This is a genomic window from Neobacillus bataviensis (assembly GCF_019969725.1).
In genome coordinates this window covers 209,937-234,684 of record NZ_JAHXYW010000007.1, presented here as the reverse complement: position 1 = coordinate 234,684, position 24,748 = coordinate 209,937, and the positions used below count along the sequence as shown (strand labels likewise).

The following is a 24,748-nucleotide window of genomic DNA, read 5'->3' as shown; positions in this document are numbered from 1 at the left end:
CTTACTTTTGAAAAGTGCCTATATGAGTGCGCTTTCATTTTGTGTGGTTTGCTGGTCATAGGATAAATTCAGCATAGGCACATCTAAAAAATGTTTAATTGCAAGGGCACACGCACCGAGAACACATGATTTTTTTCCAATGTGGGATAAGGTTAACTCCCGATAGTGGCTAATGGAGGAATTTAGTTTTTCCTTAATTTTTGTTAAAGAGTCTGGATACATCCGCAGCAATTCACTATCAAGGACAAGCACTTCTGGGTTATACATATTTATCATATTATTTAGTCCGATAGCGAGATAATAAATAAATTGCTCCATCATTTCGTGAACTTCTTGATCACCTTCATCAAGCCATTTCTGAATTTGGTCATAAGTTAAATTCTTAATGTTTCTTTTTTCAGAAAGAAATTCAAAAATCCTTGATTCTGACGAGTATTTTTCCCAGCACCCTTTATTCCCGCAATTACAAGGTCTGCCATCAGGCACAATAATCATATGACCCGCTTCACCTGCAAAACCGTCATGCCCCCGAAAAAACTCATTTTTCATCATCATTCCGAGGCCAATTCCGGAGTAAAGGGAAGCACTTAAAAGATTTTCTGTTTCGTGATGAAAAAATACACGCTCTGCAAAAGAAGAGAGATTTGCATTGTTTTCAATGTAGATTGGGATACTAATCTGTCTTTCCAAATCACCTTTGAGGTCAAGGTCGTTCCAATGCAGGCGTGGAACATAATGAATTATCTCATCTTTTGCCACAAGACCATGGATCGCAATGACAATCCCCACAATACCATAACGACTATCGGAGTGTAGTGCCTCATATTGTTTAATTTGATCAACTAGTAGTGGAAGAATCTCAGAATATTCAGTTGTGTTTATTTTAATAAAATTTGAAGAGATAGGTTGACCTACAAGATTCGAAAGGGTGAAAGAAATTTGCCCATAATCAAGGTCAATGCCTAGGGCATACCCTGCTTGGCCATCTAAAGAAAGCATAATCGGCTTCCTGCCGACTGAATTGTGTTCCAGCTGTGTTTCAATAATAAGCCCTTCTTCTAACAGGTCAGCCACCTGCGCTGAGATGGTTGCTCTTGTTAAGGCTGTAACTTTGGATAAATCTGCCCTCGAAATCATACCTTCCTTGACAATTTCTCGAATAATCAAGGAGCGGTTGATTTTTTTTATATAAGCCGCATCACCGGTAATCATTAATATCCTCCATTTCACGCAGATCATTTAAATATATTACTATTATAACAGGTTATTTCAATTTATTCATAAACTGTTAATTGACTAAACAAAATAATCGTGATAAATTAGGAATATAATTAATTTGTTCACTAAACAAATTAAATTGAAAAGAACACTTTATTTTTTTTTATAAACATTGTAAGGGTTTACAGATATGGAGGGGACCTTATGAAAGCCTTTTTAGACAAACATTTTTTACTTAACTCAGAAACAGCCGTACAACTTTATGAAAATGCTGTTACTGGACTGCCGATTTTTGATTTCCACTGCCATTTAAATCCACAAGAGGTTTGGGAGAACATTCCTTATGAAAATATTACACAGGTTTGGCTAGGCGGTGACCATTATAAATGGCGATTAATGCGAATGCATGGTATTAGTGAACGTTACATTACTGGGGATGCAAGTGATTGGGAGAAATTTGCTGCTTGGGCTGAAACCGTTCCATCTATAATTGGAAATCCGCTTTATCATTGGACACATATGGAATTGAAAATGTTTTTTGGAATTGAAAAAACCCTTAGCCCGGAAACAGCCCGTGAAATTTACGACGAATGTAATGAAAAGTTAAAGGAGCCGGATTTTAGACCAAGAGCTTTTATCGAACGTTCTAACGTGAAATTTATCGGTACCACAGATGATCCAGTTTCAACACTTGAATACCACAAATTATTAAAAAATGATGATTCCTTTAAAGCAATTATTGCACCGACATTCCGACCTGATGGAGCACTTTTTATTGAACGCCCTATATTTGGAGATTGGATTAAAAAATTAAGTGAAGTTTCTGCGATTGAGGTTAATTCCTTAGATACCTTTTTACAGGCATTAAAGCAGCGTGTTGATTTCTTCCACGAAAATGGCGGACGGGCATCTGACCATGATATTCAAAAAATGGAATATGTAGAAACGACAATGGAAGACGTAGAAAAAATCTTTAATAAGCGTATAAGCGGAGAGCAGCTATCTAATAATGAATTAGTGAGCTATCGTGCTTTCTTATTGAAAGAATTAGGAAAAATGTATGCTGAAAAACAATGGGTTATGCAGCTTCATATGGGAGCACTAAGAAATAACAATACTAGAATGAAAGAATTTATAGGGCCAGATACAGGCTTTGACTCTGTTGGTGAGGCGAACTTTGCTGAAGGATTGTCTCGATTCCTGGATGCTCTTGACAAAGAGAATGCTTTGCCAAGGACAATATTGTTTAATCTAAATGCTAAAGATAATGTAGTTCTTGCAGGAATGATGGGGAACTTTTATGAAGAAGGTATTCCGGGGAAAGTTCAATTAGGTTCCGGCTGGTGGTTCCTCGACCATATTGATGGCATGGAAAAGCAAATGAAGGATTTTGCTAACGTTGGACTACTTAGCCATTTCATTGGCATGTTGACCGACTCTCGAAGCTTCCTTTCATATGCCCGCCACGACTATTTCCGCCGGATTCTCTGTAACATTTTAGGTGAATGGGTGGAAAAAGGCTTAGCACCAAATAATATGGCATTCCTGGAGCAGATGGTAAGGAATATCGGCTATTACAATGCTAAAAAGTATTTTTTACAACGATAAAAAGGTTACAATGATTAAGGATAATATATCTAAGAAAGCAGAGGGATTAGAGATGTCGAAACAACAAATTGGTGTTGTTGGTTTAGCTGTAATGGGGAAAAACCTGGCTCTAAATATTGAAAGCAGAGGTTATTCTGTTGCAGTTTTTAACCGTTCATACGAGAAAACAGAAGAGTTTTTAAAGAATGAAGCAGAAGGTAAAAACTTTGTTGGTGCCCGCAGTGTCGAAGAGTTTGTCAAATCACTAGAAAAGCCAAGAAAAATCTTATTGATGGTAAAAGCCGGAACAGCAACAGATGCTACGATTGATTCGCTTAAACCTTACCTTGAAGGGGGCGATATCCTGATCGATGGTGGAAATACCTTTTTCCAGGATACGATTAGAAGAAATAAGGATCTTGAAACAGCAGGGTTCCATTTTATTGGCACAGGTGTTTCCGGAGGGGAAGAAGGGGCATTAAAAGGCCCTGCCATCATGCCAGGCGGTAAAGAAGAAGCTTATGAGCTTGTCAAACCTATCTTTGAAGCCATTTCTGCAAAAGTTAACGGAGACCCTTGCTGTACTTATATTGGACCAAATGGCGCAGGGCATTATGTAAAAATGGTTCATAATGGCATTGAATACGGCGATATGCAATTAATTTGTGAAGCATATTTTATTTTGAAAAATGTCCTTGGCTTGAATGCAGAAGAACTTCATGAAGTGTTTGCTGAATGGAATAAAGGGGAATTAGACAGTTATTTAATCGAAATTACAGCAGATATTTTTACAAAGGTTGACGAGGAAACGGGCAAACCTCTAGTAGAAATGATTTTAGATACTGCCGGACAAAAAGGCACAGGAAAATGGACAAGCCAAAATGCCTTAGACCTTGGAGTACCGCTGCCAATCATTACTGAATCAGTCTTTGCCCGCTTTATTTCAGCCATGAAAGAAGAGCGTATTCAAGCAAGTAAAATCTTGAATGGCCCAACAGTAAAACCATTTGAAGGGAAAAAAGAAGAGCTGATTGAAGCGGTTCGAAAAGCCTTATATATGAGTAAAATTTGCTCCTATGCACAAGGATTCGCTCAAATGCGCTCTGCATCGGAAGAGTACGAATGGAATCTTCAATATGGAAATATCGCAATGATTTTCCGCGGCGGGTGTATTATTCGTGCTCAATTCCTTCAAAAAATTAAGGATGCCTATGACCGTGAACCACAATTAGCTAATTTGTTATTAGATCCTTATTTTAAAGAAATCGCAGAAAGCTATCAGAAGGACTTACGTCAAGTTCTGGCTGTGGCGATTGAACGCGGTATTCCTGTGCCGTCATTCGCAAGTGCGATTGCCTATTATGACAGCTATCGGACTGAAACTCTTCCAGCGAACTTGCTTCAGGCACAACGTGACTACTTTGGTGCTCACACGTATCAACGCATTGATAAAGATGGCGTTTTCCATACAAACTGGATGGAATAATCTTAGCCGGCAAAAGAGACAAAACTTTCCAATGGTTTTGTCTCTTTTTACTGAAATTAACATATAAAAAGCAATCTCAGTCAAAAATATATAATAATAAAGCAGTTTTAGAGAATGATTTTTATCAATATTTTTATTAAAATTAAAGTATGTTAAGTTAACAAACAAATTTTGTTAGCGCTTACTCAAAAAGGTGTGAGATCTTGAAATTAATGAATGAGTGGATTAACGCTTTTTATCGAGTACGAGGGGTAGAATCTAATACCTTTCAATTTCATTCACATCAGGAATATGAGATTTACTTTTTTCATTCTGGAGATTGTAAGTATTTAATTAACAATCGAATTTATGAATTGCAGCCGGGAGATATTATCCTTCTGGATGGTTTAACCTTGCATAAACCAAATCCAAAACCGGGCAGCACGTATACCAGGAGCATGCTTCATTTTTCCCCTACCTGGTTAGATGAGATTTTGTCAGTATTAGGGATGCCTTATTTGTTAGACCCATTTAAAAAACTTAATAATTATTTGCTCCGTACCGGGTATGATGAATCAGGGCAATTTGTAGATGGAAGAATCAAGAAAATTGCCGGCCTAATTGCTGAAACTGATGAAGAAAAACAGCGAACTGGTCAGAAATGTGAACCCATTGAAGCAGAAATAAGGCTTGAACTCATTCAATTATTATTAGGAATTTATAAAATGAGTCAAAAGGATTTGGCACAGCTCCCGAGCAAAAAGGCAGAGAAGGAGATTCATGCTGAGTCTATTGCCTCTTGGATTAATGACCATTATTTCGAAAAGATAACATTGGACCGAATTGCCGCTGAACTGAATTTAAGTAAATATTATACCTCTCATGTCTTTAAGGAAGTGACAGGATTTACGATTATGGAATATGTGATGGGCTGCCGTCTAAATCAAGTAAAGTATTTACTAGAAATGGAACCAGATCGAACATTATCTGAGATTGCTCGTGAAACAGGCTTTGAAAGTATGGCTCATTTCAGTCGTTTCTTTAAAGAAAAGGCAGGGATGACGCCGTCCAATTATCGAAAAAATAAACTTAATACTGTAAAAAAGGAGGATATAAATTAATGAATAAGGATTTATTGATTTCTGGCTTTTCTGATGAAATCTCGTCTGATTTTGATACTCAGCTTGAGGTTGTTGCAAACCTGGGCATGCGTTATCTTTCACTGCGTGGAATTGATGGGAAAAATATTGGCGACTTTTCTGTTGCCGAAATCAAAGAAAGTGTACAGCCTCGTTTACAAAAAGCCGGAATAGGCGTTTCTTCTATCGGATCGCCGCTCGGAAAAATCTTTATCAATGATGAAGAGGGATTTGCCAAACAAAAGGTGATGCTTAAGGAGCTTTGCAAAATTAGTAATTTGCTAGATTGCAAGTATATCCGCATATTCAGCTTTTATATCCCAAAGGGTGAGGACGCCGATACCTTTCGAGAGGATGTAATCAGTAAGTTAAAGCAGTTCGCTGCAATTGCTGCTGAATATAATGTCATTTTATTACATGAGAATGAGAAAGACATATTCGGCGATATTGCACGACGCTGCAATGAAATTTTGAAAGCGGTTGACTCTCCAAACTTTAAGGCGATTTTTGATTTTGCAAACTTTGTACAATGTGGCGAGGACACTCAAGCTTGCTACGACTTACTTAAGGATGAAGTCATTTATGTACACATTAAGGATGCTGTTTCATCTGATAAAGAAAATGTGGTCTGCGGAACAGGAGAAGGGAAAATACCAGAGCTGCTCTCTCAATTTATAAAATCAGGATATAAAGGCTTCTTAACTTTAGAGCCTCATTTAGTTCTTTTTGATTCTTTAAAAGATTTAGAGCTGGAAGAGGCAGCTGAAATTATTAAGGATAATAAAGGACTTGATGGTGTTGGCGCATACAAGCTTCAATATGAAGCTCTATTAGATATTCTTAATAAAATAGAAAGCGGGGAAATGTAATTATGGCAGACGTACGATTAGGAATTATTGGTTTAGGTGCACAAGGCGGTGCATATGCTGGTTTCATAGCAGAAGGCAAAGTGAAAAATATGGTTATCGGTGCCATTTGCGATACGGATCCTGCTAAAAAGCAATTGGCTCAGGAAAAGTATCCTGATGTCCCATTCTATGAAAATTATATTGATATGTTAGAAAGTGGAACAGTTGATGCTGTTGTTACATGTGTACCTCACTATTTACACCCAGAAATGGGAATAGAATCGTTAAAAAGAGACATCCATGCATTAGTTGAAAAACCAGCTGGTGTTTATACCAAACAGGTTCAAGAGTTAAATGATTTTGCTGCAACTAAGCCGGAGGTTAAGTTTGGAATCATGTTTAACCAACGGACAAATCCTCTTTATCAAAAAGTAAAAGAAATTATTGATAATGGTGAAATTGGTAATATCCGCCGTACAAACTGGGTTATTACTACTTGGTGGAGACCACAAGGTTACTACAACCAAAGTGAATGGAGAGCAACATGGGGCGGCGAAGGCGGCGGTGTTCTTGTAAACCAGGCACCACACCAAATCGATTTGCTTCAATGGATCTGCGGGATGCCGAAAAAAGTCTGCTCCAACGTAAAATATGGATACCAAAGAGATATCGTAGTAGAAGATGAAGTAACAGCTGTACTTGACTATGGCAATGGTGCTACTGGGGTTTTTGTAACTTGTACACATGATGTTGTAGGTACTGACCGCTTTGAAATCTTAGGGGATAAAGGGAAAATTGTTGTTGATGACAGCAAAAAGGTAACAATTAAACGTCTTGTTAAACCCGAAAACGAAATGAGCGCTACCATGAACATGCAAGATGTAATGAAAATTTTCATGGGCGGAAATGCAGATGATATTTTCACCGAGGAAGTGCTTGAGTTTGGCAGCGTTTGGGGCGGACAGCACATTGCCGTATTAGAGGACTTTGCTTCTGCAATTGTAGAAGGTACTCCACTATTAGCGCCAGGCAGTGATGGTATCAATGGTGTTAGACTTGCAAATGCAATTCATCTTTCAAGCTGGTTAGGAAAAGAAGTAGAAGTACCATTTGATGAAGATTTATTCCTGGAAGAATTAAATAAAAGAATTGCTGATGAAGGTAAATATCCTGTAAGAGGCTAATCTATCACAATAAACGAACTCATCGCTGAAAGGCTTTGAGTTCGTTTTAAAGAGGGGAATAGTTATGCTAAAAGCAGCGTTAATTGGGCTTGGTGATATTTCCAAAATTCATTTGCCTGCAATTAAAGAAAACCCAAATGTAGAACTGACTGCGGTATGTGATGTAAATGAAGACTTAAGAACTCTTGTACCGGAAGCTCGCTTTTATACTGACTACCAAGACATGCTGGAATCAGAAGCACTTGATGTTGTCCATATTTGCTTGCCTCATTATCTGCACAATCCAGTCACAAAGGCCTGTATCGAAAAGGGCGTCCATGTCTTTCTTGAAAAGCCGCTAGGATTAAATACAGAGGAGGCACTCGAGATCGTTAATCTGGAGGAAGCACATCAGGAAGTAAAGGTCTGTGTCTGCTTCCAAAACAGATATAATGAGTCGTTTGAAATGCTCCAAAAAATAGCGCTTAGCGGCGAATATGGAAAGATAGTTGGAATTAAAGGGCTTGTCGCTTGGTATAGACCGAAATCTTATTATGACGTAAAGCCATGGCGTGGACAGATGGAATATGCCGGCGGCGGTGTCATGATCAATCAGGCACTTCATACGCTCGACTTGATGCAATTACTTGGCGGTAAAATCGAGTCCATTCGCGGAAGTCTTGATCAACTGCTTGATTATGGAATTGAAGTGGAAGACACTGCATCAGCACGGATTCAATTTGAAAACGGCGTCACGGGGTTGTTCTTTGCTACAAATGCAAATGCAGAAAATTCAAGTGTTGAACTTGAAGTAATTTTCGAAAAAGGTAAATTTACGATTAAAGATAGCATCTTAACTCGAGTAACTGAAAATGGGGAAAAGGAAGAATTAGTAGAAGATGCAAAGCTTCCTGGTTCCAAATTTTATTATGGTGCGAGCCATGTTAAGTTAATTCATCAATTCTATCAATGTATTGAACAAGGTACGGAAAATTATGTTCATGCTAAGGATGCTTTTCCAGCAATTCAAATAATCGATATAATCCGCAAATCATCAGATTCGAAGCAAGCAATTCAATTGGAGGGATAACGAATGAATAAACGTAAAATTGGCGTGCAGATGTTTAATCTTAAAAATAAAATTATTGAGTTAGGCGTATATGAAACGTTAAGAAAAATAAAAGAGCTTGGATTCAATGCTGTTGAGGTTACACAAATTCAGATGACCGAGGAAAATGTCGCGGAGCTTAGAAGGGCAAGTGTGGATTTTGATATTAAAATCGCTTCGATTTCAGCTCCATTAGACACTATGCCAGGAATGCCAGGGGAGTCATTGGCAAAGGACTTTGATAAAATCGTCAATGATTGCAGAATCCTTGATTGTAACTTCATCCGAATCGGGATGATGCCAATTACATTAATGGGCCAAAAGGATAAAGCGATGGAATATATACACGCGGCAGAAGAAATGGCTGAGCGATTGGCGGAATATGGAATTGAACTCTATTATCATAACCATCACATTGAATTTGAGAAATATGATAATGAATGTCTGCTAGATATTATGAAAAATAATACAACAAAACTTGGTTTTGAGTTAGATGTTCATTGGGCTCAAAGAGGCGGTGAGAATCCGATAAATGTTATTAAGAGATTTGCAGGACGTGTCTCCTTAATTCACTTAAAGGATTACCGGATTGGTCATATGGATTTAACAGAAGATGATTATAAAGATTTGGGTAAGTTCATGCAGAAATTCACGAATATTATTGAATTTGCAGAGCTTGGCCAAGGGAACCTTGATATCAAAGGGATTATGGATGCTGGAGTTGAGAGCGGGGTTCAATATTATTTAATTGAACAAGATGATACCTATGGACGAGATCCATTTGATTGTCTTAAAGAATCAGCTGACTACTTAAGAGAAATAGGCTATGAAGACTGGTTTTAAGAATGAAAAAGGCAGCTGTGATAAAGCTGCCTTTTTCAGATTATAGAGTTGATAAAACGTTGCTGTTGGGGACAAAACTAGTAAGAAAATCAATAGAAATGTCCTCAATAAGGGCTCTTGGGGACAAAACTAGTAAGGAAATTGAGAGAAATGTCCTCAATAAGGGCTGTTGGGGACAAACCTAGTAAGAAAATCAATAGAAATGTCCTCAATAAGGGCTGTTGGGGACAAAACTATTAAGGAAATTGAGAGAAATGTCCTCAATAAGGGCTGTTGGGGACAAAACTAGTAAGGAAATTGAGAGAAATGTCCTCAATAAGGGCTCTTGGGGACAAAACTAGTAAGGAAATTGAGAGAAATGTCCTCAATAAGGGCTGTTGGGGACAAAACTAGTAAGAAAATCAATAGAAATGTCCTCAATAAACAAAAAAATTATTTTTAATCAATACTCGAAATAAGCCCATTGTCCAACACCGACAATTTTAAAGTTTTTCTCTAAAATCCTACGAATTCTTTTTTTTGACTCCACAACCCCACACCATTCATGAATAACATTGGTAGAAATTTTTTGATCAGGAAAAAGAAGCATATACTCCCGTACGCATCGCATAACAGCAACTGTTACCAATTCTTCATGCCCACAATCTCCACACACACATTTCTTTCCTGTGACAGAAATCGAAAACGAGTTGCACAAAGCACATGTTAGCCCCTTCCGGACCTCATCATATTTATAGGTAGGTAATATCGTATAAGGATTTTCTTCAATATGAAGTGAAATTAGTTTGTCAGCAAGTTTTTCCTGCCGGGTAGTCAGTATCGATGGCATCAAATCTAATTTTTTTAAATAACTATTAACTAATGTTGGAAGAATAATAGGCTTATCTAGTGGTGCTTGGTATAGGGTGAACTCAGGATTGATAAATACAACCTTGCCGTCAATGGGGAACTGATAACCTTCACGATGCAGTAATTGGCGGAGTAGTGATTCGCTTCGATTCAATTGGACTAGAGGATCACTATATTCAGTTTTGGGCTTCTTGTATAATCTCTCACCTTCATAAAAATACTCACCCTCATAATTTTTCACTTCGTAAACATGCATATTTTCAGATATTATTATCAGTGTATCGATTTGGAACGTGGAGTTGTTTACTTTGAATAACAAGTCGTTTAAGATCGTGCATTCATACTGTAACTTCTCAGTTAATGTATCAAACATTACCTCACCCTCATAACCCTTTTTAAGGCTGTAATAATGTTGCCGATCTTTTTCAGCTAGCGTCATTCGTGTGTTCAAGGATTTTAAAATTCTTAATTCTTTGGATTCAATACGATTCTTCTTAGCCATGTGACACTTCCTTATTTTTTTGATCACTCCGAGTCTATTTTATAAAATAAAACCGACTCGGCTTGTCAAAAAAGTGAAGAGTTTGTTAATTTATCGAAAGAATCGCTCGTTATCTATGATCAGCCAAAGACAAATTTAGTTCCGGTACCTCTAAAAACTTCTTAATCGCCATCGCGCAAGCGCCTAAGATACAAGCCTTTTTTCCAAAATCTGAAATTACCAGTTCACGATAGTGACCAACTGAAGAGTTCAAATGATTTTTTAATTCAAAAACAGCTTCAGGAAACAATCGGAGCAGCTCGCTATTAATAACAACAATTTCAGGATTATATAGATTAATAATATTATTAAGGCCAACGGATAATATTTTAATAAACTGTTTTATTTGATGACAAGTAGTAGAATCCCTATTGTTAATCCAATCTTTCAATTCTTCATAGCTAATGGCGTCCATTTGTTTTATCTCAGCTAATCGCCTAATAAAACTGGCTTCAGAAGCATATTGTTCAAAACAGCCTTTTTTCCCGCAGCGGCACAGTTTCCCTTCTGGAACAACAATCATATGCCCAATTTCCCCAGCATAACCATGGTATCCTTTTATTAATTCTTTATTAACCATCAGTCCAAGACCAATTCCAGAATACAGACTAACAGATAATAAATTTTCACTTTGATGGTGTTTATAAACGATTTCAGAAAAAGCGCACAAATTTGCGTTATTTTCGATAAATATATTGACACCGGTTTCATTTTTTAAATCAACCTTTAAATTCTTGTTACGCCATTGGTGGTGGGGGGCGAAATAGATGATTTCATCGTTATTCACAATACCGTGAATTCCAATAACTACACCAATCAGTCCATAGCGGGCATTAGCATATTTTTCTTTATAATCTTTAATATATTTTGATAATAACAAGAGAACCTCATTATAATCAGTGGTTTGAAGCGCAATTGTTTCAGTGGAAATAGGCCTGCCGCTTAAGTCTGATAACGTAAAAGTTATGGTAGATTTATCAAGGTCAATTCCTAAGGAAAATCCAGCATTCTGAATAATCGAAAGCATTATTGGGTTTCTGCCAAGATTTTTATGCTCCTTTGGTGTTTCGATAATTAATTTTTCGGCTAATAAATCAGCTGCCTGAACAGAGATTGTTGCTTTATTTAAGCCAGTTATTTTCGCTAAATCTGAACGTGAAACCCTCCCGTGCTCAATAATTTTGCTAAGGATTAAGGAACGATTGATTTTTTTAATGTAAGCTGCATCCCCAGTAAGCATAATTTACTCCTTTATTTATTGACGTTTTGGAAGCATAATGATATTATACAGGTAATTAGTTTGTTTGATGAACAAATTAAAATAAATAAATTTATAAATAGCCTTAAAAATGAAAGGGATTTCAAGTAACTGACAAAGTAATTACATGGAATATAATCCCGTGAGGAACACTTTAAACAATGAAAAGGAGTGAGTATATACATGGGGATTCTGCAAGAATTAGTTAAAGATATTCCAATTCCAAAGATGGCCAAAGTAAGAGTAAAGTTTGATGATACGAAAATTGAAAACCTTGAAAAAGAACTAAAAGAAAAATTACAACGAGAAAAAATCCAGAAACAAATTAAACCTGGAATGGAAATTGCGATTGCTGTCGGCAGCAGAGGGCTTGATTGCCTTGTTGAACTTACGGCAGTAACCGTGAAATTTTTAAAAGAATTAGGAGCCAAACCCTTTATTGTACCAAGTATGGGAAGCCATGGCGGTGCGACTGCAGAAGGACAGAGAGAAGTGTTAGCGCATCTTGGAGTAACAGAGGAAAGTGCAGGTTGTGAAATTCGCTCATCGATGGAAGTTGTAAAGATTAGCGAACTGCCAAACGGACTGCCAGTATATGTCGATAAATATGCTTCAGAAGCTGATGGCATCGTGGTGATTAATCGGGTGAAACCCCATACCGCCTTTAGGGGACCAGTTGAAAGCGGCATCATGAAGATGATCAGTATTGGTTTAGGGAAACAAAAAGGGGCAGAAGCATGTCATCAAATGGGTTTTAAGTATATGGCAGAAAATGTACCGGCCATGGCAAAGATCATCATGGAAAAAACACCATTCCTTTTTGGCGTTGCTTCGGTTGAAAATGCATTTGACAGGGTAGCCATTGTTGATGTGTTAACACCAGAAGAGATTATTGAAAAAGAACCTGATTTACAGAAACAAGCCAAAGCCTTATTGCCAAAGTTGTTTTTTGATCAAATAGATGTCCTCGTGATTGATGAAATTGGTAAAAATATTTCGGGTGATGGAATGGACCCAAATATCACTGGCCGCTATCCAACACCCTATGCGTCAGGTGGTCCCGATGTAAGTAAAATGGTCGTGCTTGATGTCACTCGAGAGTCAGAGGGAAATGCCAATGGTGTTGGAACTGCAGATTTTACCTGCCAGCGCCTTGTTGACAAAATGGATTTAGAAGGAACCTATGCCAATGGTTTGACTTCTACGGTAGTCGCTCCTACAAAAATTGCAACTACCTTACCTAATGATAAACAGACCATTCAAGCAGCCATAAAAACATGTAATATCTTGGATTTTACAACAGTCAAACTCGTACGGATCAAAAATACATTAAAGCTTAGTGAAATTGAAGTGTCTGAGCCATTGCTTGAGTATATAAAAAATCATCCAAATATGGAGCAAATATCAGAAGTCTATGAGTTTCCTTTTGGGGAAAACGGAAATTTATTCTAGAATATAGGGGAGAGAAGAGACATGACAAATTTATTTGATTTAACTGGTAAAACCGCAGTAGCCATTGGGGGAAATGGTGTACTAGGGTCAGCAATGGCAAAAGGGTTGGCGGCACACGGTGCGAAAGTGGCCATTGTCGGACGAAACCTTGAAAAAGCTGAAGAAGTAGTAAAAGAAATTGAACAAAATGGCGGAGAAGCCAAAGCATTTGCTGCGGATGTCAGTTCACAGGAATCATTAATTCAAGCGGCAAAAGAAATTGAACAATGGTCCGGCGGCTGGGACATTCTTTTAAATGCTCCCGGTACGAATAGTGCAACGCCTTTCTTTGAAATTGGAATGGATGAATATGACAAAATTATGGATATAAACTTGAAGGGGATTGTATTAACCTGTCAGATTTTTGCTAAAAGAATGATAGAGCAGGAAAGAAAGGGAAGTATCATTAATATTTCGTCTGTTTCTTCCACAACACCTCTTTCTAGAGTATTTACGTATTCCGTTTCCAAAGCGGGCCTTAACAGTGTTACGCAGTTCTTAGCACGAGAATTTGCACCGAATGGAATTCGTGTGAATGCCATTATTCCAGGGTTCTTCCCAGCGGAACAAAACCGAAAAATCTTAGATAAAGAACGAATCGAATCGATCATGAGTCATACTCCAATGAATCGCTTTGGGGAAGCAGAAGAACTACAAGGGGCAACCGTTTGGCTTGCATCAGAAAAAGCTTCAAGCTTCGTAACGGGAGCCTTGATTCGAGTAGATGGCGGCTTTGGAAGCATGACAATATAATAAGACACATAGTTATATACAAGTAATTGGCTCTAAAAAGATGGGAGAGGGGACAATGCAAATAGAGAAGTATAATAACCTACAGTCAATTCTCCGTGAAATGGAATCAGTGGTGGTCGCATTCTCAGGAGGGGTGGACAGTACTTTTCTTTTAAAAGCAGCTGTGGAGACATTAGGCACGGACCGTGTTTTGGCTGTAACTGCAGATTCAGAAACGTATCCTTCAAGTGAACTGGAAGAGGCCAAAATACTTGCTGAAAAAATCGGTGTTAAGCACCAGGTAATCGAAACATCAGAGTTAGCGATTCCTGGATATGCGGAGAACAATAAGAATCGATGCTACTTTTGTAAAAGCAGTCTATTTGACCACTTAATCCCGGTCATGGAAGAAAAGGGATTTCAGAATGTGATTTATGGCGTCATTGCAGATGATATGAATGAATTCAGACCAGGCATGCAGGCTGCAAAAGAAAAAGGAATCCGCGGACCGCTGCAAGAAGCTAATCTTTTCAAAGAAGAAATACGTGAACTTTCACGAAATTTCGATTTACCAACATGGAATAAACCATCATTTGCCTGTCTATCTTCAAGGATTGCCTATGGTGAATATATTACTAAAGAAAAGTTAACAAAGGTTGAAAAAGCGGAAAGCTATTTAAAATCTTTACAAATTCGGCAGGTCCGGGTTCGAACTCATCAGGAGATTGCTAGAATCGAGGTAGAACCGACCGACATGAAGATTGTTTTGGATAACCACGATTCTATAGTCAAAGAACTTCAAGCCTTTGGATATAAATATATTACTTTAGATTTAATTGGCTACCAAAGTGGCAGTATGAACAAAGTTTTATCCTAAAAGGAAGCAGCTAAAAGAAAAGGCTTTGGAATCCTCCAAGGCTTTTTCTTTTAACGATATTAAAAATATAGATATACTATGTTTTATTTGAAAAGGAAGAGGAAGCATGTATAAAGAGTATGTAATGGGTATTGATTTTGGAACAACTAGCGTCAAAGCATGTGTATTCAATTTGACTGGAAAGCTCATCGCTGATTCAGAAGAAATGATTACCTCTTATTATCCTAAGCCTGGATGGGTAGAGCAGGATCCAATAGAAATCGAAAGGTTAACAATTAAAGCGGTAAGGAATGCAATTAACAAAGCAGCCATTAAAAAAAATGAACTACTTTCCGTTGGATTTTCAGCGGCAATGCATTCACTCATATGTGTTGATGAAAATAAAAAGCCGATATCTCCAGCACTTATATGGGCAGATGGAAGAAGCTTTGATCAGGCTGAAAAGGTATTGGAAAAAACCGGGAGCAAATATTATGCCAATACAGGAACGCCTATTCACCCGATGACACCATTCGTCAAGCTTTTATGGATGAAGGAAACAAACTATGAATCCTATAATCTGGCAGCCTACTATATGTCGATTAAGGAGTTTGTGCTTCACACATGGTTTGAACAGCGTGTGATTGACTATTCGATGGCTTCTGCCACAGGTCTATTTAATCCAGCCACACAAAGCTGGGATTCGGAATTATTAGGGTTAACTGGTATAAACGAAGGACAGCTTTCGAACATCGTTCCTCCGACTGCGATATTAACAGGAATCAACCCGATTGTTGCGGAAGAAATTGGTCTCGATCCTAGTACACCTTTCGTAATTGGAGCTGCTGACGGCCAATTAGCAAACCTTGGAATCGGTGCTATTCTCCCTGGGGAAGCAGCAGTTTCAGTGGGGACTAGCGGGGCAATTAGACAATTTACCAAAGGCGTAAAAATAAGTGAAAACCAAGAAACCTTTTGTTATTCCTTTACAGAGGGCACTTCCATCATTGGCGGTCCAACGAACAATGGCGGAATTGCCTTGCAATGGTTAAAAGATCTTCTGAATTACGAAGGAAGTTATGATGAATTCCTTGCAGAAGCAGGACGAGTTGCTCCTGGGGCCGATGGCATTATTTTTCTTCCCTATATAAACGGTGAAAGAGCACCGATTTGGAATCAGCAGGCTAAAGGAAATTTTTATGGGGTTTCGATTACCCACGGTAAAGAACATTTTATTCGTGCCGTATTAGAAGGAATTACTTTTAATCTCTATCAAATTGGGAAAGCTTTAGAGAGATTAGCTGGCGAGCCGCAAAAAATTTATGTAAACGGCGGTTTATCCAGGTCCCCGATTTGGCTGCAAATGATGGCTGATGTATTTGAAGCTGAAATATATGTTTCAGAAAGTCATCACAGTGCTGCATGGGGGGCAGCATGGACGGCATTAGTGGCTACTGATAAAGCTGGTTCCTTCGAAGAGATTAAGAAGAATATCCCTATGGGGGAAGCAATTCTTCCAAATATCGAAAACAGTAAGGCCTATAAAAAGGTTTACAAGAAATATGAAAAGCTGGCAGTAGATATCGCGAAGTATTTTTAATAATCATTACGATTCGGATTGGGGGGGATTTTTATGCTTGAGGAAATTTTGGAGCAGGTTCAAAAAGGTACCCTCAGCGTTGCAGAGGCAAAAGAGAAGCTAGCTACATTTGAGAATTTGGGTTTTGCTAAAGTTGATCACCACCGAAAGAAAAGACAGGGGTTCCCTGAAGTTGTTTTTGGCGAAGGGAAAACTGCTGAGCAAATCGTCACTATTATTCAGGCATTAAGAGCACGAAATAATCAAGTTTTAGTAACAAGAATTTCCAAAGAAAAGGCGGAAACGGTTCAGAAAACCTGTCCTGATTTTACTTATAACGAAATAGCAAACATTCTATTTTGGAAGGATGAAGCACGCCCAGCAGGAAATACTCAGGGATACATTGCCGTGGTTGCCGCAGGCACATCGGATTTAAGAGTAGCTGAAGAAGCAGCCGTTACAGCAGAAGTCCTTGGGAGTAATGTTCATCGGATATACGATGTAGGTGTTGCGGGCATTCATAGATTATTAAACCATGCTGAAGAAATTCAAAATGCGACGGTTTCTGTTGTCGTGGCGGGAATGGAAGGGGCATTGCCCAGTGTGGTTGGCGGACTTGTTTCCCATCCCGTAATTGCTGTGCCAACTAGTATCGGATATGGCGCTAACTTTAATGGATTATCAGCCTTACTAACGATGCTTAATTCATGTGCTTCTGGAATTAGTGTTGTTAATATTGATAATGGTTTTGGCGGGGGATATAATGCGGTTTTAATCCATCAACTTGCACAAAAAGGGGCAGGCAAAAATGAAGACACTTTATTTTGATTGTTTTTCAGGAATCAGCGGCGATATGGTCATTGGCGCACTCATCGATGCTGGTGCAGATCCTAATATTTTAGTCGAAGAATTAAAGAAACTTCATCTTGAGGATGAATATGAAATAACCTGGAAAAAAATTGTGAAGAACGGGATTACTAGTACAAAATTTGATGTATCGTTGAAACAACACACTCATAATCATCAACATAATCACGGGCATGAACATGCCCATCATCATGACCATGACCATCACCATGAACATAATCATCATCATGAACACGACCATGAACATGACCATGACCATGAACATAATCATGAAAATGACCATGGTCACCACCACCATCATGACCATGACCATCATCACCGTGCTTATCAAGATATCGTTAAATTAATTGAGGAAGCTGGATTTTCTGACCATGTGAAGGAAACAGCTTTAAAGATATTTAAGAAAATTGGTGAAGCAGAAGGCAACATTCATGGAATACCATTAGAGAAAGTTCATTTTCATGAAGTGGGTGCGATTGATTCCATCATTGATATAATCGGGGCAGCCATTCTGATTCATCAGTTGGAAATATCAACAGTAAAAGCATCTCCTGTACCCGTGGGAACAGGCAGAATTCACATCGATCATGGCATTTATCCAGTGCCTGCACCGGCAACACTTGAAATATTAAAAGGGGTACCTATTGAACAATCCGATATGAGAGCAGAGCTTACGACTCCGACCGGCGCAGCCATTGTTGCGGTACTGGTGGAAGAGTTTTGTTCCCTTCCCTCGATGAAGGTTCAGTCAATTGGCTATGGAGCAGGAACAAAAACCTTTAAGGACCGGCCAAACGTACTGCGTGTCGTTATTGGAGAGTCAAAATGATTTCACTCCCTCCTAATCATGAACATCTTGATGATCAAATGATCAAAATGGAAGTCAATCTTGACGATATTCCAGGGGAATGGCTGGGTAATGTAATGGACCTGCTATTCGAGGCCGGGGCAAATGATGTTTTTTATACACCTATTTATATGAAAAAAAATCGTCCGGGCATTTTGCTTCAGTTGCTATGTTCTTTTCAAAATGTAGATAGGATGAAAGAAATTTTATTTCATGAAACAACCACACTTGGTGTACGGTATTATCCTTTAACTGTTCATAGACTAGAAAGAAAGTTTAGAAAAATTATGACTGAATGGGGAACGGTAACGGTAAAAGAGGGAATTTATCATGGACAGGTTGTGCAAAGTGCACCAGAATTTGAAGAATGCAAAAACATTTCAAGACTGCATAATGTACCATTAAAGAAAGTATATGAACAGGTTTGGAAAGCTTTGCGCTAAGATAAACTAGACACGATTTATTAAATAAAGAATAAAAAAAGAGTTACTGCTCAGATTAATCATGACAGTAACTCTTTTTATTTCCTAATATTTCAATAAATATTTTTTTAAAAAACATATTGCATTAAGAAATTTTTTTTCATATAATCAATTACACATGAAAGTGCTTTCAGAAATATGCATGTAAAAATAAAACAAGTTAGTCTATATGGGGGGTTCATCAATGTTATTATTGATTGTGTTTGCCGCAATTGTAGCGTTACTATTGTTAATTACAGTTGCAAAATTAAATCCGTTTGTCGCATTAATTATCACAGCAGTTGGAGTAGGGTTGGCAACGGGTATGCCTTTGGTGGCTCCGGATCCGGAACATCCTGGTATTATTGATTCCATTAAAGCTGGTATGGGTAATACGTTAGGATTCCTTGCTATTGTCCTTGGTCTTGGTACAATGCTTGGTAAAATGATGGCAGAATCCGGCGGTGCCGAAAGAATTGCTCAAACGCTGATCAACCGTTTTGGTCAAAAGAATGTACACTGGGCCATGATGTTTGTTGGTTTTATCGTAGGTATTTCTGTATTCTTCCAAGTTGGTTTTGTGTTATTAATTCCATTAGCCTTTACGATTGCTCGTCAAACGGGTGTTTCATTAGTTAAAATTGGGGTACCATTGGTAGCTGGTCTTTCAGTAGTGCACGGTTTGGTTCCTCCGCATCCAGCAGCCATGGCCGCAGTAGGAATTTTTAAAGCAGATGTTGGTAAAACCATTCTTTATTCCATTATTGTTGGATTGCCAACTGCAATCCTCGCAGGTCCAGTATATGCAAGCTGGATTGGAAAACGCATTCACAAAGATGTTCCAAAAGAATTAGCTGAACAAATGTCAGCTCCGAAGGATTTAAAAGAATTACCAAGCTTTTTCAATACAATTTTTACAGTTCTTCTTCCTGTTATTCTTATGCTTGTTGCATCTATAGCGGAAATCCAATTAGACAAAGCAAGCTTTGGTTATAAAGCACTTAAATTCTTGGGAGATCCAGTAGTTGCGTTATTAATTGCAACAGTTTACTCATTCTTTAGCCTTGGTTTCTCTCGCGGCATGAATCGTGAAAAAATCTTGAAATTTACGAATGACTGTTTAGCGCCAACTGCTTCAATCTTATTAGTTATTGGTGCAGGCGGAGCATTTAATAAAGTATTACTTGATTCTGGTATCGGAACATACATCGCTGACTTAGCAAAAGAATCACATATGTCACCAATCCTTTTAGGCTGGGGAATTGCAGCCATGATTCGTGTTGCAACAGGATCTGCTACTGTATCTATGATGACAGCAGCTGGAATTGTTGCACCAATTGCAGCAGCTATGCCTGGTACAAACGCTGAACTGCTTGTTTTAGCAACTGGAGCAGGGTCACTCATTCTTTCACACGTTAATGATGCAGGCTTTTGGATGTTCAAGGAGTACTTTGGAATGTCAGTAAAAGAAACATTAATGACATGGACAGCACTTGAAACAATCATAGCAACAGCAGCATTAGTGTTTATTCTCATCCTAAATGTATTTGTATAGCATCACGAGTTGTTTAAAAAAGATGAACCCGCAGTGGGTTCATCTTTTAAAGTTTTCTTTATATACGAGTATCAGAAATGGCACTTCTAATTTTTTCAATGGCTGTTTTAGCTCTTTCTTTATTTAGAATCATCAAATTCACATAAAGGGCATCAATAAGGCTTAATTGAGCAATTCTTGATGCAAGTGCCTCAGAGCGATATTCTGTCTCGTCTGAACTAGTGTATAAGGCAACATCGACATTTTGGCTAATCGGTGACTTGGGGAAACTGGTAATTCCAATCGTCTTGGCACCGCTTTCAATTGCAGTATTTAAAATATTCGTAGTATCTTTATTTGTTCCGGAATGGGAAATGACTACTGCGACATCATTTTTTGTTAACTGTGATGCAGACATGAGCTGAAAATGGGAATCTAAAAAAGCAAATGCTTTTATACCAGTTCGAATAAACTTGTGAAACGCATCCATGGCAATGAGTGCCGAACCTCCCGTTCCATAAAACTCTACTCTGTCAGCAGAATGAAGCAATTCAACTGCTTTTTGGATAGAATCACTGTCCATGATTTGTAATGTATTTTCGAGGGTACGAATATTGGATTGAAAGACCTTTTCCGAAATGGTTTTTTCGCTGTCATGTTCTGAAATTTTTTCGTGGATTTGCTGAATCGGCGTGATGATTTCTGAAGCAAGGGCAATTTTCAATGCTTGATAGCCTTTATAACCAATTCGTTTGCAAAAACGAAACACTGTGGCATCGGCAACGTTTAAATCTTCAGCTACCTCATTAATTGTGCAGTGAATAATTTTATCTGGATTATCTAAAATATAATTGGCAATTTTCTTTTCTTTATCGCTAAATCTTGCGTAATAAGAACGTATTTTTCCAAGGCAGCTTTCTGTCATTACGGATTTCCTTTCTTAAGTCAGTAGATACTATCAGTATACCATAATAATAGCTGCGAAAAAATATTTCCCGCAAGCGATTACAAAAGTAAAAAATATTAACTAGTTTCCTTTTTGGAGGTATGGATTTATGAATGAAAAATATGTTATTGGCGTTGATATCGGTACAACTAGTACAAAATCGGTTCTGTTTTCAAAAACCGGGAAAGTGATATCGACTCATGGAATTGAATACCCTTTATTTTCGCCGACGCCAGCTACTGCAGAACAAGACCCTGAAGAAATTTTTCAAGCTGTTATTGATACCATAAAGACAGTCATTAAAAAAAGTGGGACTGCACCAAATGATATCCTTTGTATATCATTTAGTTCAGCGATGCACAGTGTAATTGCAGTGGATGAATCTGGTAAACCTCTTACCAATTGTATTACATGGGCAGATAACCGAAGTGCTGAATGGGCGGAGAAATTATTAAACGAAATGAATGGACATGAAATTTATCTTCGAACCGGAACCCCTATTCATCCAATGTCCCCGCTTTCAAAATTAATTTGGTTAAGGAATGAACAGGGAGACATTTTTAATCGTACATATAAATTTATTTCAATTAAAGAATATGTTTTTTATAAACTTTTTAACGAGTATGTAATCGATTATTCCATTGCATCAGCAACGGGGATGTTTAATTTAGCTTCCTTGCAATGGGATGAAGAAGCACTAAGAGTTGCAGGGATTTCTCCCGACAAGCTATCAAAGCCAGTCTCCACTACCTTCAGTCTAACTGGTTTAAATGAAAGTTTTGCGGAAGAGATGACGCTTCCGATGGACACTCCTTTTGTTGTCGGTGCAAGTGACGGGGTGTTGTCCAATTTAGGTGTAAACGCAATTGATCCAGGAGTTGTAGCCGTTACCATTGGAACGAGTGGAGCCATACGGGCTGTGACAAATAAACCTGTCACCGATCCAAAAGGAAGGATTTTCTGTTATGCACTGACCGAAAATCATTGGGTTATTGGGGGACCGGTTAATAATGGTGGCATGCTTTTTAGATGGGTTCGGGATCAACTTGGATCCGCCGAAGTGGAAACCGCAAAGCGTCTGGGGAAGGACCCTTATGAAGTGTTAACAGAGATTGCTTCACGCATCACACCTGGTTCGGACGGACTTTTATTTCATCCTTATTTTGCCGGAGAAAGGGCGCCAATTTGGGACGCGAATGCACGAGGCTCCTTTTTTGGATTAGGATTGCATCATAAAAAAGAGCACTTAATTCGGGCTGTATTAGAAGGGGTTATTTTAAACTTGTATACAGTACTCTTGGCCTTAGAGGAATTAATCGGGGAACCGAAAAAAATTCAGGCCACTGGCGGATTTGCCCGGTCAGAGCTATGGCGTCAAATGATGGCGGATATATTTAATCAAGAAGTAAGTATTCCTGAAAGCTTTGAAAGTTCATGTCTGGGTGCTGCCATATTAGGCTTATATAGTTTGGGTGAAGTAGATTCATTAAATGTGGTTTCCGAAATGGTCGGGGCAACCAATCATCATGAACCTGTTCCAGAAAATGTTGAAATTTATCAAGAATTAATCCCAATCTATATTCGCCTATCACGACTGTTAAAAGAAGAATACGCAAGCATTTCTGCCTTCCAGAAAAAGTGGATTGGGTAATAATCAAACAAAAAAGGATGTCCATCTTACTAGGACATCCTTTTTTGTTATACCCATTTAATTTCCTTCAATAACCCCTGCCTGAATAATTGAATTATAAATTCATTGTAAAAGTCTTTTCTTACGATAATTTGATATTTATTATTTGGATGAATGTAAAAGTAGATATCTGAAATAACGTCATTTTCATCAAAAAAATCTCGAACTTTTTTTAGATTTTTCTTTAACTCACTGTCAATTAGAGTAATGGAAATTTCAATATCATTGCCGTTAACCGTTTCTGTTATCTCAAGTAATTGCTCGTTATATTTATACTCTGTCTTCATTCCAATTCCCCCTATATTAAATATCGCAGGTAAATATAAACAGTACAGATTATGATAGAAAGAATCATTAATGGAAAAGCGATGATTAGAAATTTGCCAAAAGTGATGTTATATCCTTCTTTTGCCGCAAGACCAGCCACAATGACATTAGCACTGGCTCCTATTAAAGTTCCGTTTCCGCCCAAACAGGCTCCAAGGGACAAGCTCCACCACAGCGGCTCTAAATTTTGAATTCCGAGGTCCCCCATATCTTTAATCATTGGAATCATCGTAGCGACGAATGGGATATTATCAATAAAGGCAGAGGCTATTGCACTCACCCAAAGAATTAAAATAGAAGTGGAGGTAACATCTCCTCCCGTTAAATGAACAGAATAATCCGCTAATAACGAGATCACTCCTGTCTCAATCAATCCGGATACGAGAACGAAAAGCCCGATAAAGAAAAAGATGGTTGTCCATTCTACCTTGTCAAAAGCTTTATCCAAGTAACTTTCCCCTGTTAATAAAAGTAAAAGAAAAGCTCCTGCTAAAGCTACTGTCGCTGATTCTATGTGAAAAAGCTGATGCAAGAAGAATCCCAAAATGGTTAATGCTAATGCAGTTAACGACTTTATTAAAAGAGCTTTGTCTGTAATTTCTTCCTTTTCATCCAAATTCATTAGATTTGATTTTAATTCGGCAGACGTTTTAAGCTGCTTACGGTAAATGAATGCTAAAATTCCGATATTCACAAATAAAATGAAAAATGTAATAGCTGTTAAATTGTTGATAAACGCCATAAATGTCAGCTCTTTTACAGCGCTTCCAAGCATAATATTCGGCGGGTCACCAATCAGGGTCGAAGTTCCGCCAATATTGGAAGCAATTATTTCGGTGATCAAAAAAGGAATCGGGTTTACCCGCAATTGTCTGGTGATACTGAAAGTGACAGGTACCATCAATAGAACGGTGGTAACGTTATCTAAAAAGGCCGATCCTAAAGCTGTAATGACCCCTAGGACAAGCAGGATTTTTAACGGGTCACCCTTTACTTTTTTTGCAGACCAAATCGCTATGTATTTAAAAAGTCCCGTTTCAGAGGTTATCGCGACAATAATCATCATCCCAGTTAGTAACCCGAGCGTATTAAAATCAATATGATGAAGGGCCTTTTCCTGACCGACAATTCCTAGAAGGATCATCATGATGGCGCCGGCCATTGCAATAATGGTTCGGTGAATTTTTTCTGTGACGATAAAGGCATATGTAATAAGAAATACGCCCAGTGCAATGTATGCTTGTGTTGACATGTTTTACCTCATTCCCCTTATTACGGTGTTTAAAAAAATGCAAAAAGGAGCCTGCTTTGACAGACTCCACCAAAATTACACCGTATATATTATTTACTTAATATTATAAAAATATAACTTGGTTGTAAAGTAAGAACTTTTTTGGGA

Annotated in this window: 22 protein-coding genes; 16 read left to right on the top strand and 6 right to left on the bottom strand. The window is 38.1% G+C overall.

What is annotated here, in order from left to right; all coding sequences use genetic code 11:
- Positions 1-18: 18 nt before the first annotated feature.
- Positions 19-1,212 carry an ROK family transcriptional regulator gene (locus tag LC455_RS18985; protein WP_223593085.1) on the bottom strand — a complete coding sequence of 398 codons (1,194 nt, stop codon included), beginning with the start codon at positions 1,210-1,212 and terminating at the stop codon, positions 19-21.
- 210 nt (positions 1,213-1,422) lie between these two features.
- Between LC455_RS18985 and uxaC the strand changes: the two genes are divergently transcribed.
- The 7 genes from uxaC (at position 1,423) to LC455_RS18950 (ending at position 9,371) form a co-directional block, all read left to right on the top strand.
- Positions 1,423-2,826, top strand: a complete 1,404-nt coding sequence (gene uxaC / locus LC455_RS18980; RefSeq protein WP_223593083.1) for a glucuronate isomerase — start codon at positions 1,423-1,425, stop codon at positions 2,824-2,826.
- 52 nt (positions 2,827-2,878) lie between these two features.
- Positions 2,879-4,291 (top strand): NADP-dependent phosphogluconate dehydrogenase, encoded by a 1,413-nt coding sequence (gene gndA / locus LC455_RS18975; RefSeq protein WP_223593081.1) that lies wholly within the window; start codon positions 2,879-2,881, stop codon positions 4,289-4,291.
- Between the two features lie 212 nt (positions 4,292-4,503).
- Positions 4,504-5,391, top strand: coding sequence for an AraC family transcriptional regulator (locus LC455_RS18970; protein WP_223593150.1), 888 nt, complete (start codon positions 4,504-4,506; stop codon positions 5,389-5,391).
- Entirely contained in the window at positions 5,391-6,278 is an 888-nt protein-coding gene (locus tag LC455_RS18965) for a sugar phosphate isomerase/epimerase family protein (protein ID WP_223593079.1), read from the top strand. The genes LC455_RS18970 and LC455_RS18965 overlap by 1 nt, the downstream gene beginning before the upstream one ends.
- Before the next feature lie 2 nt (positions 6,279-6,280).
- Entirely contained in the window at positions 6,281-7,441 is a 1,161-nt protein-coding gene (locus LC455_RS18960; protein WP_223593077.1) for a Gfo/Idh/MocA family protein, read from the top strand.
- Positions 7,442-7,505: 64 nt separating this feature from the next.
- Positions 7,506-8,510 carry a Gfo/Idh/MocA family protein gene (locus tag LC455_RS18955; protein ID WP_223593076.1) on the top strand — a complete coding sequence of 335 codons (1,005 nt, stop codon included), beginning with the start codon at positions 7,506-7,508 and terminating at the stop codon, positions 8,508-8,510.
- Between the two features lie 3 nt (positions 8,511-8,513).
- Positions 8,514-9,371, top strand: coding sequence for a sugar phosphate isomerase/epimerase family protein (locus LC455_RS18950; protein WP_223593075.1), 858 nt, complete (start codon positions 8,514-8,516; stop codon positions 9,369-9,371).
- Positions 9,372-9,813: 442 nt separating this feature from the next.
- Here LC455_RS18950 and LC455_RS18945 read toward each other — a convergent pair whose 3' ends face one another.
- Both LC455_RS18945 and LC455_RS18940 read right to left on the bottom strand, forming a co-directional pair.
- Entirely contained in the window at positions 9,814-10,722 is a 909-nt protein-coding gene (locus tag LC455_RS18945; protein WP_223593074.1) for a nuclease-related domain-containing protein, read from the bottom strand.
- Positions 10,723-10,831: 109 nt separating this feature from the next.
- Entirely contained in the window at positions 10,832-12,001 is a 1,170-nt protein-coding gene (locus tag LC455_RS18940; protein ID WP_223593072.1) for an ROK family transcriptional regulator, read from the bottom strand.
- A 201-nt stretch (positions 12,002-12,202) separates the two neighbouring features.
- Between LC455_RS18940 and LC455_RS18935 the strand changes: the two genes are divergently transcribed.
- The 8 genes from LC455_RS18935 to LC455_RS18905 all read left to right on the top strand — a co-directional run bounded on the left by LC455_RS18935 (position 12,203) and on the right by LC455_RS18905 (position 20,407).
- Positions 12,203-13,471, top strand: coding sequence for a lactate racemase domain-containing protein (locus tag LC455_RS18935; RefSeq protein WP_223593071.1), 1,269 nt, complete (start codon positions 12,203-12,205; stop codon positions 13,469-13,471).
- A 21-nt stretch (positions 13,472-13,492) separates the two neighbouring features.
- Positions 13,493-14,263 (top strand): SDR family oxidoreductase, encoded by a 771-nt coding sequence (locus LC455_RS18930; RefSeq protein WP_223593070.1) that lies wholly within the window; start codon positions 13,493-13,495, stop codon positions 14,261-14,263.
- A gap of 55 nt (positions 14,264-14,318) precedes the next feature.
- Positions 14,319-15,119, top strand: a complete 801-nt coding sequence (larE, locus tag LC455_RS18925; protein ID WP_223593068.1) for an ATP-dependent sacrificial sulfur transferase LarE — start codon at positions 14,319-14,321, stop codon at positions 15,117-15,119.
- Positions 15,120-15,225: 106 nt separating this feature from the next.
- Positions 15,226-16,698, top strand: coding sequence for a gluconokinase (locus tag LC455_RS18920; protein WP_223593066.1), 1,473 nt, complete (start codon positions 15,226-15,228; stop codon positions 16,696-16,698).
- A 33-nt stretch (positions 16,699-16,731) separates the two neighbouring features.
- Positions 16,732-17,505: a nickel pincer cofactor biosynthesis protein LarB gene (gene larB / locus LC455_RS18915; RefSeq protein ID WP_223593064.1), complete on the top strand. Its 774-nt coding sequence runs from the start codon at positions 16,732-16,734 to the stop codon at positions 17,503-17,505.
- Positions 17,486-18,373: a LarC family nickel insertion protein gene (locus LC455_RS18910; protein WP_263297838.1), complete on the top strand. Its 888-nt coding sequence runs from the start codon at positions 17,486-17,488 to the stop codon at positions 18,371-18,373. The genes larB and LC455_RS18910 overlap by 20 nt, the downstream gene beginning before the upstream one ends.
- A complete protein-coding gene (locus LC455_RS31480; protein ID WP_263297837.1) occupies positions 18,370-18,834 on the top strand; it encodes a LarC family nickel insertion protein in 465 nt (154 codons plus the stop codon). Before LC455_RS18910 ends, LC455_RS31480 begins: the two co-directional genes overlap by 4 nt.
- A gap of 223 nt (positions 18,835-19,057) precedes the next feature.
- Entirely contained in the window at positions 19,058-20,407 is a 1,350-nt protein-coding gene (locus LC455_RS18905; protein ID WP_223593062.1) for a GntP family permease, read from the top strand.
- A gap of 58 nt (positions 20,408-20,465) precedes the next feature.
- On the opposite strand, the gene LC455_RS18900 is transcribed toward LC455_RS18905, so the two are convergent.
- Positions 20,466-21,311, bottom strand: a complete 846-nt coding sequence (locus LC455_RS18900; RefSeq protein WP_223593060.1) for a MurR/RpiR family transcriptional regulator — start codon at positions 21,309-21,311, stop codon at positions 20,466-20,468.
- A 130-nt stretch (positions 21,312-21,441) separates the two neighbouring features.
- On the opposite strand from LC455_RS18900, the gene gntK reads away from it, so the two are divergent.
- Entirely contained in the window at positions 21,442-22,983 is a 1,542-nt protein-coding gene (gntK, locus tag LC455_RS18895) for a gluconokinase (RefSeq protein WP_223593059.1), read from the top strand.
- A 47-nt stretch (positions 22,984-23,030) separates the two neighbouring features.
- Here the strand turns inward: gntK and LC455_RS18890 are convergent, their stop codons facing one another.
- Positions 23,031-23,309 (bottom strand): hypothetical protein, encoded by a 279-nt coding sequence (locus tag LC455_RS18890; protein ID WP_223593057.1) that lies wholly within the window; start codon positions 23,307-23,309, stop codon positions 23,031-23,033.
- A gap of 11 nt (positions 23,310-23,320) precedes the next feature.
- Entirely contained in the window at positions 23,321-24,601 is a 1,281-nt protein-coding gene (locus tag LC455_RS18885; RefSeq protein ID WP_223593055.1) for an ArsB/NhaD family transporter, read from the bottom strand.
- Positions 24,602-24,748: the final 147 nt, after the last annotated feature.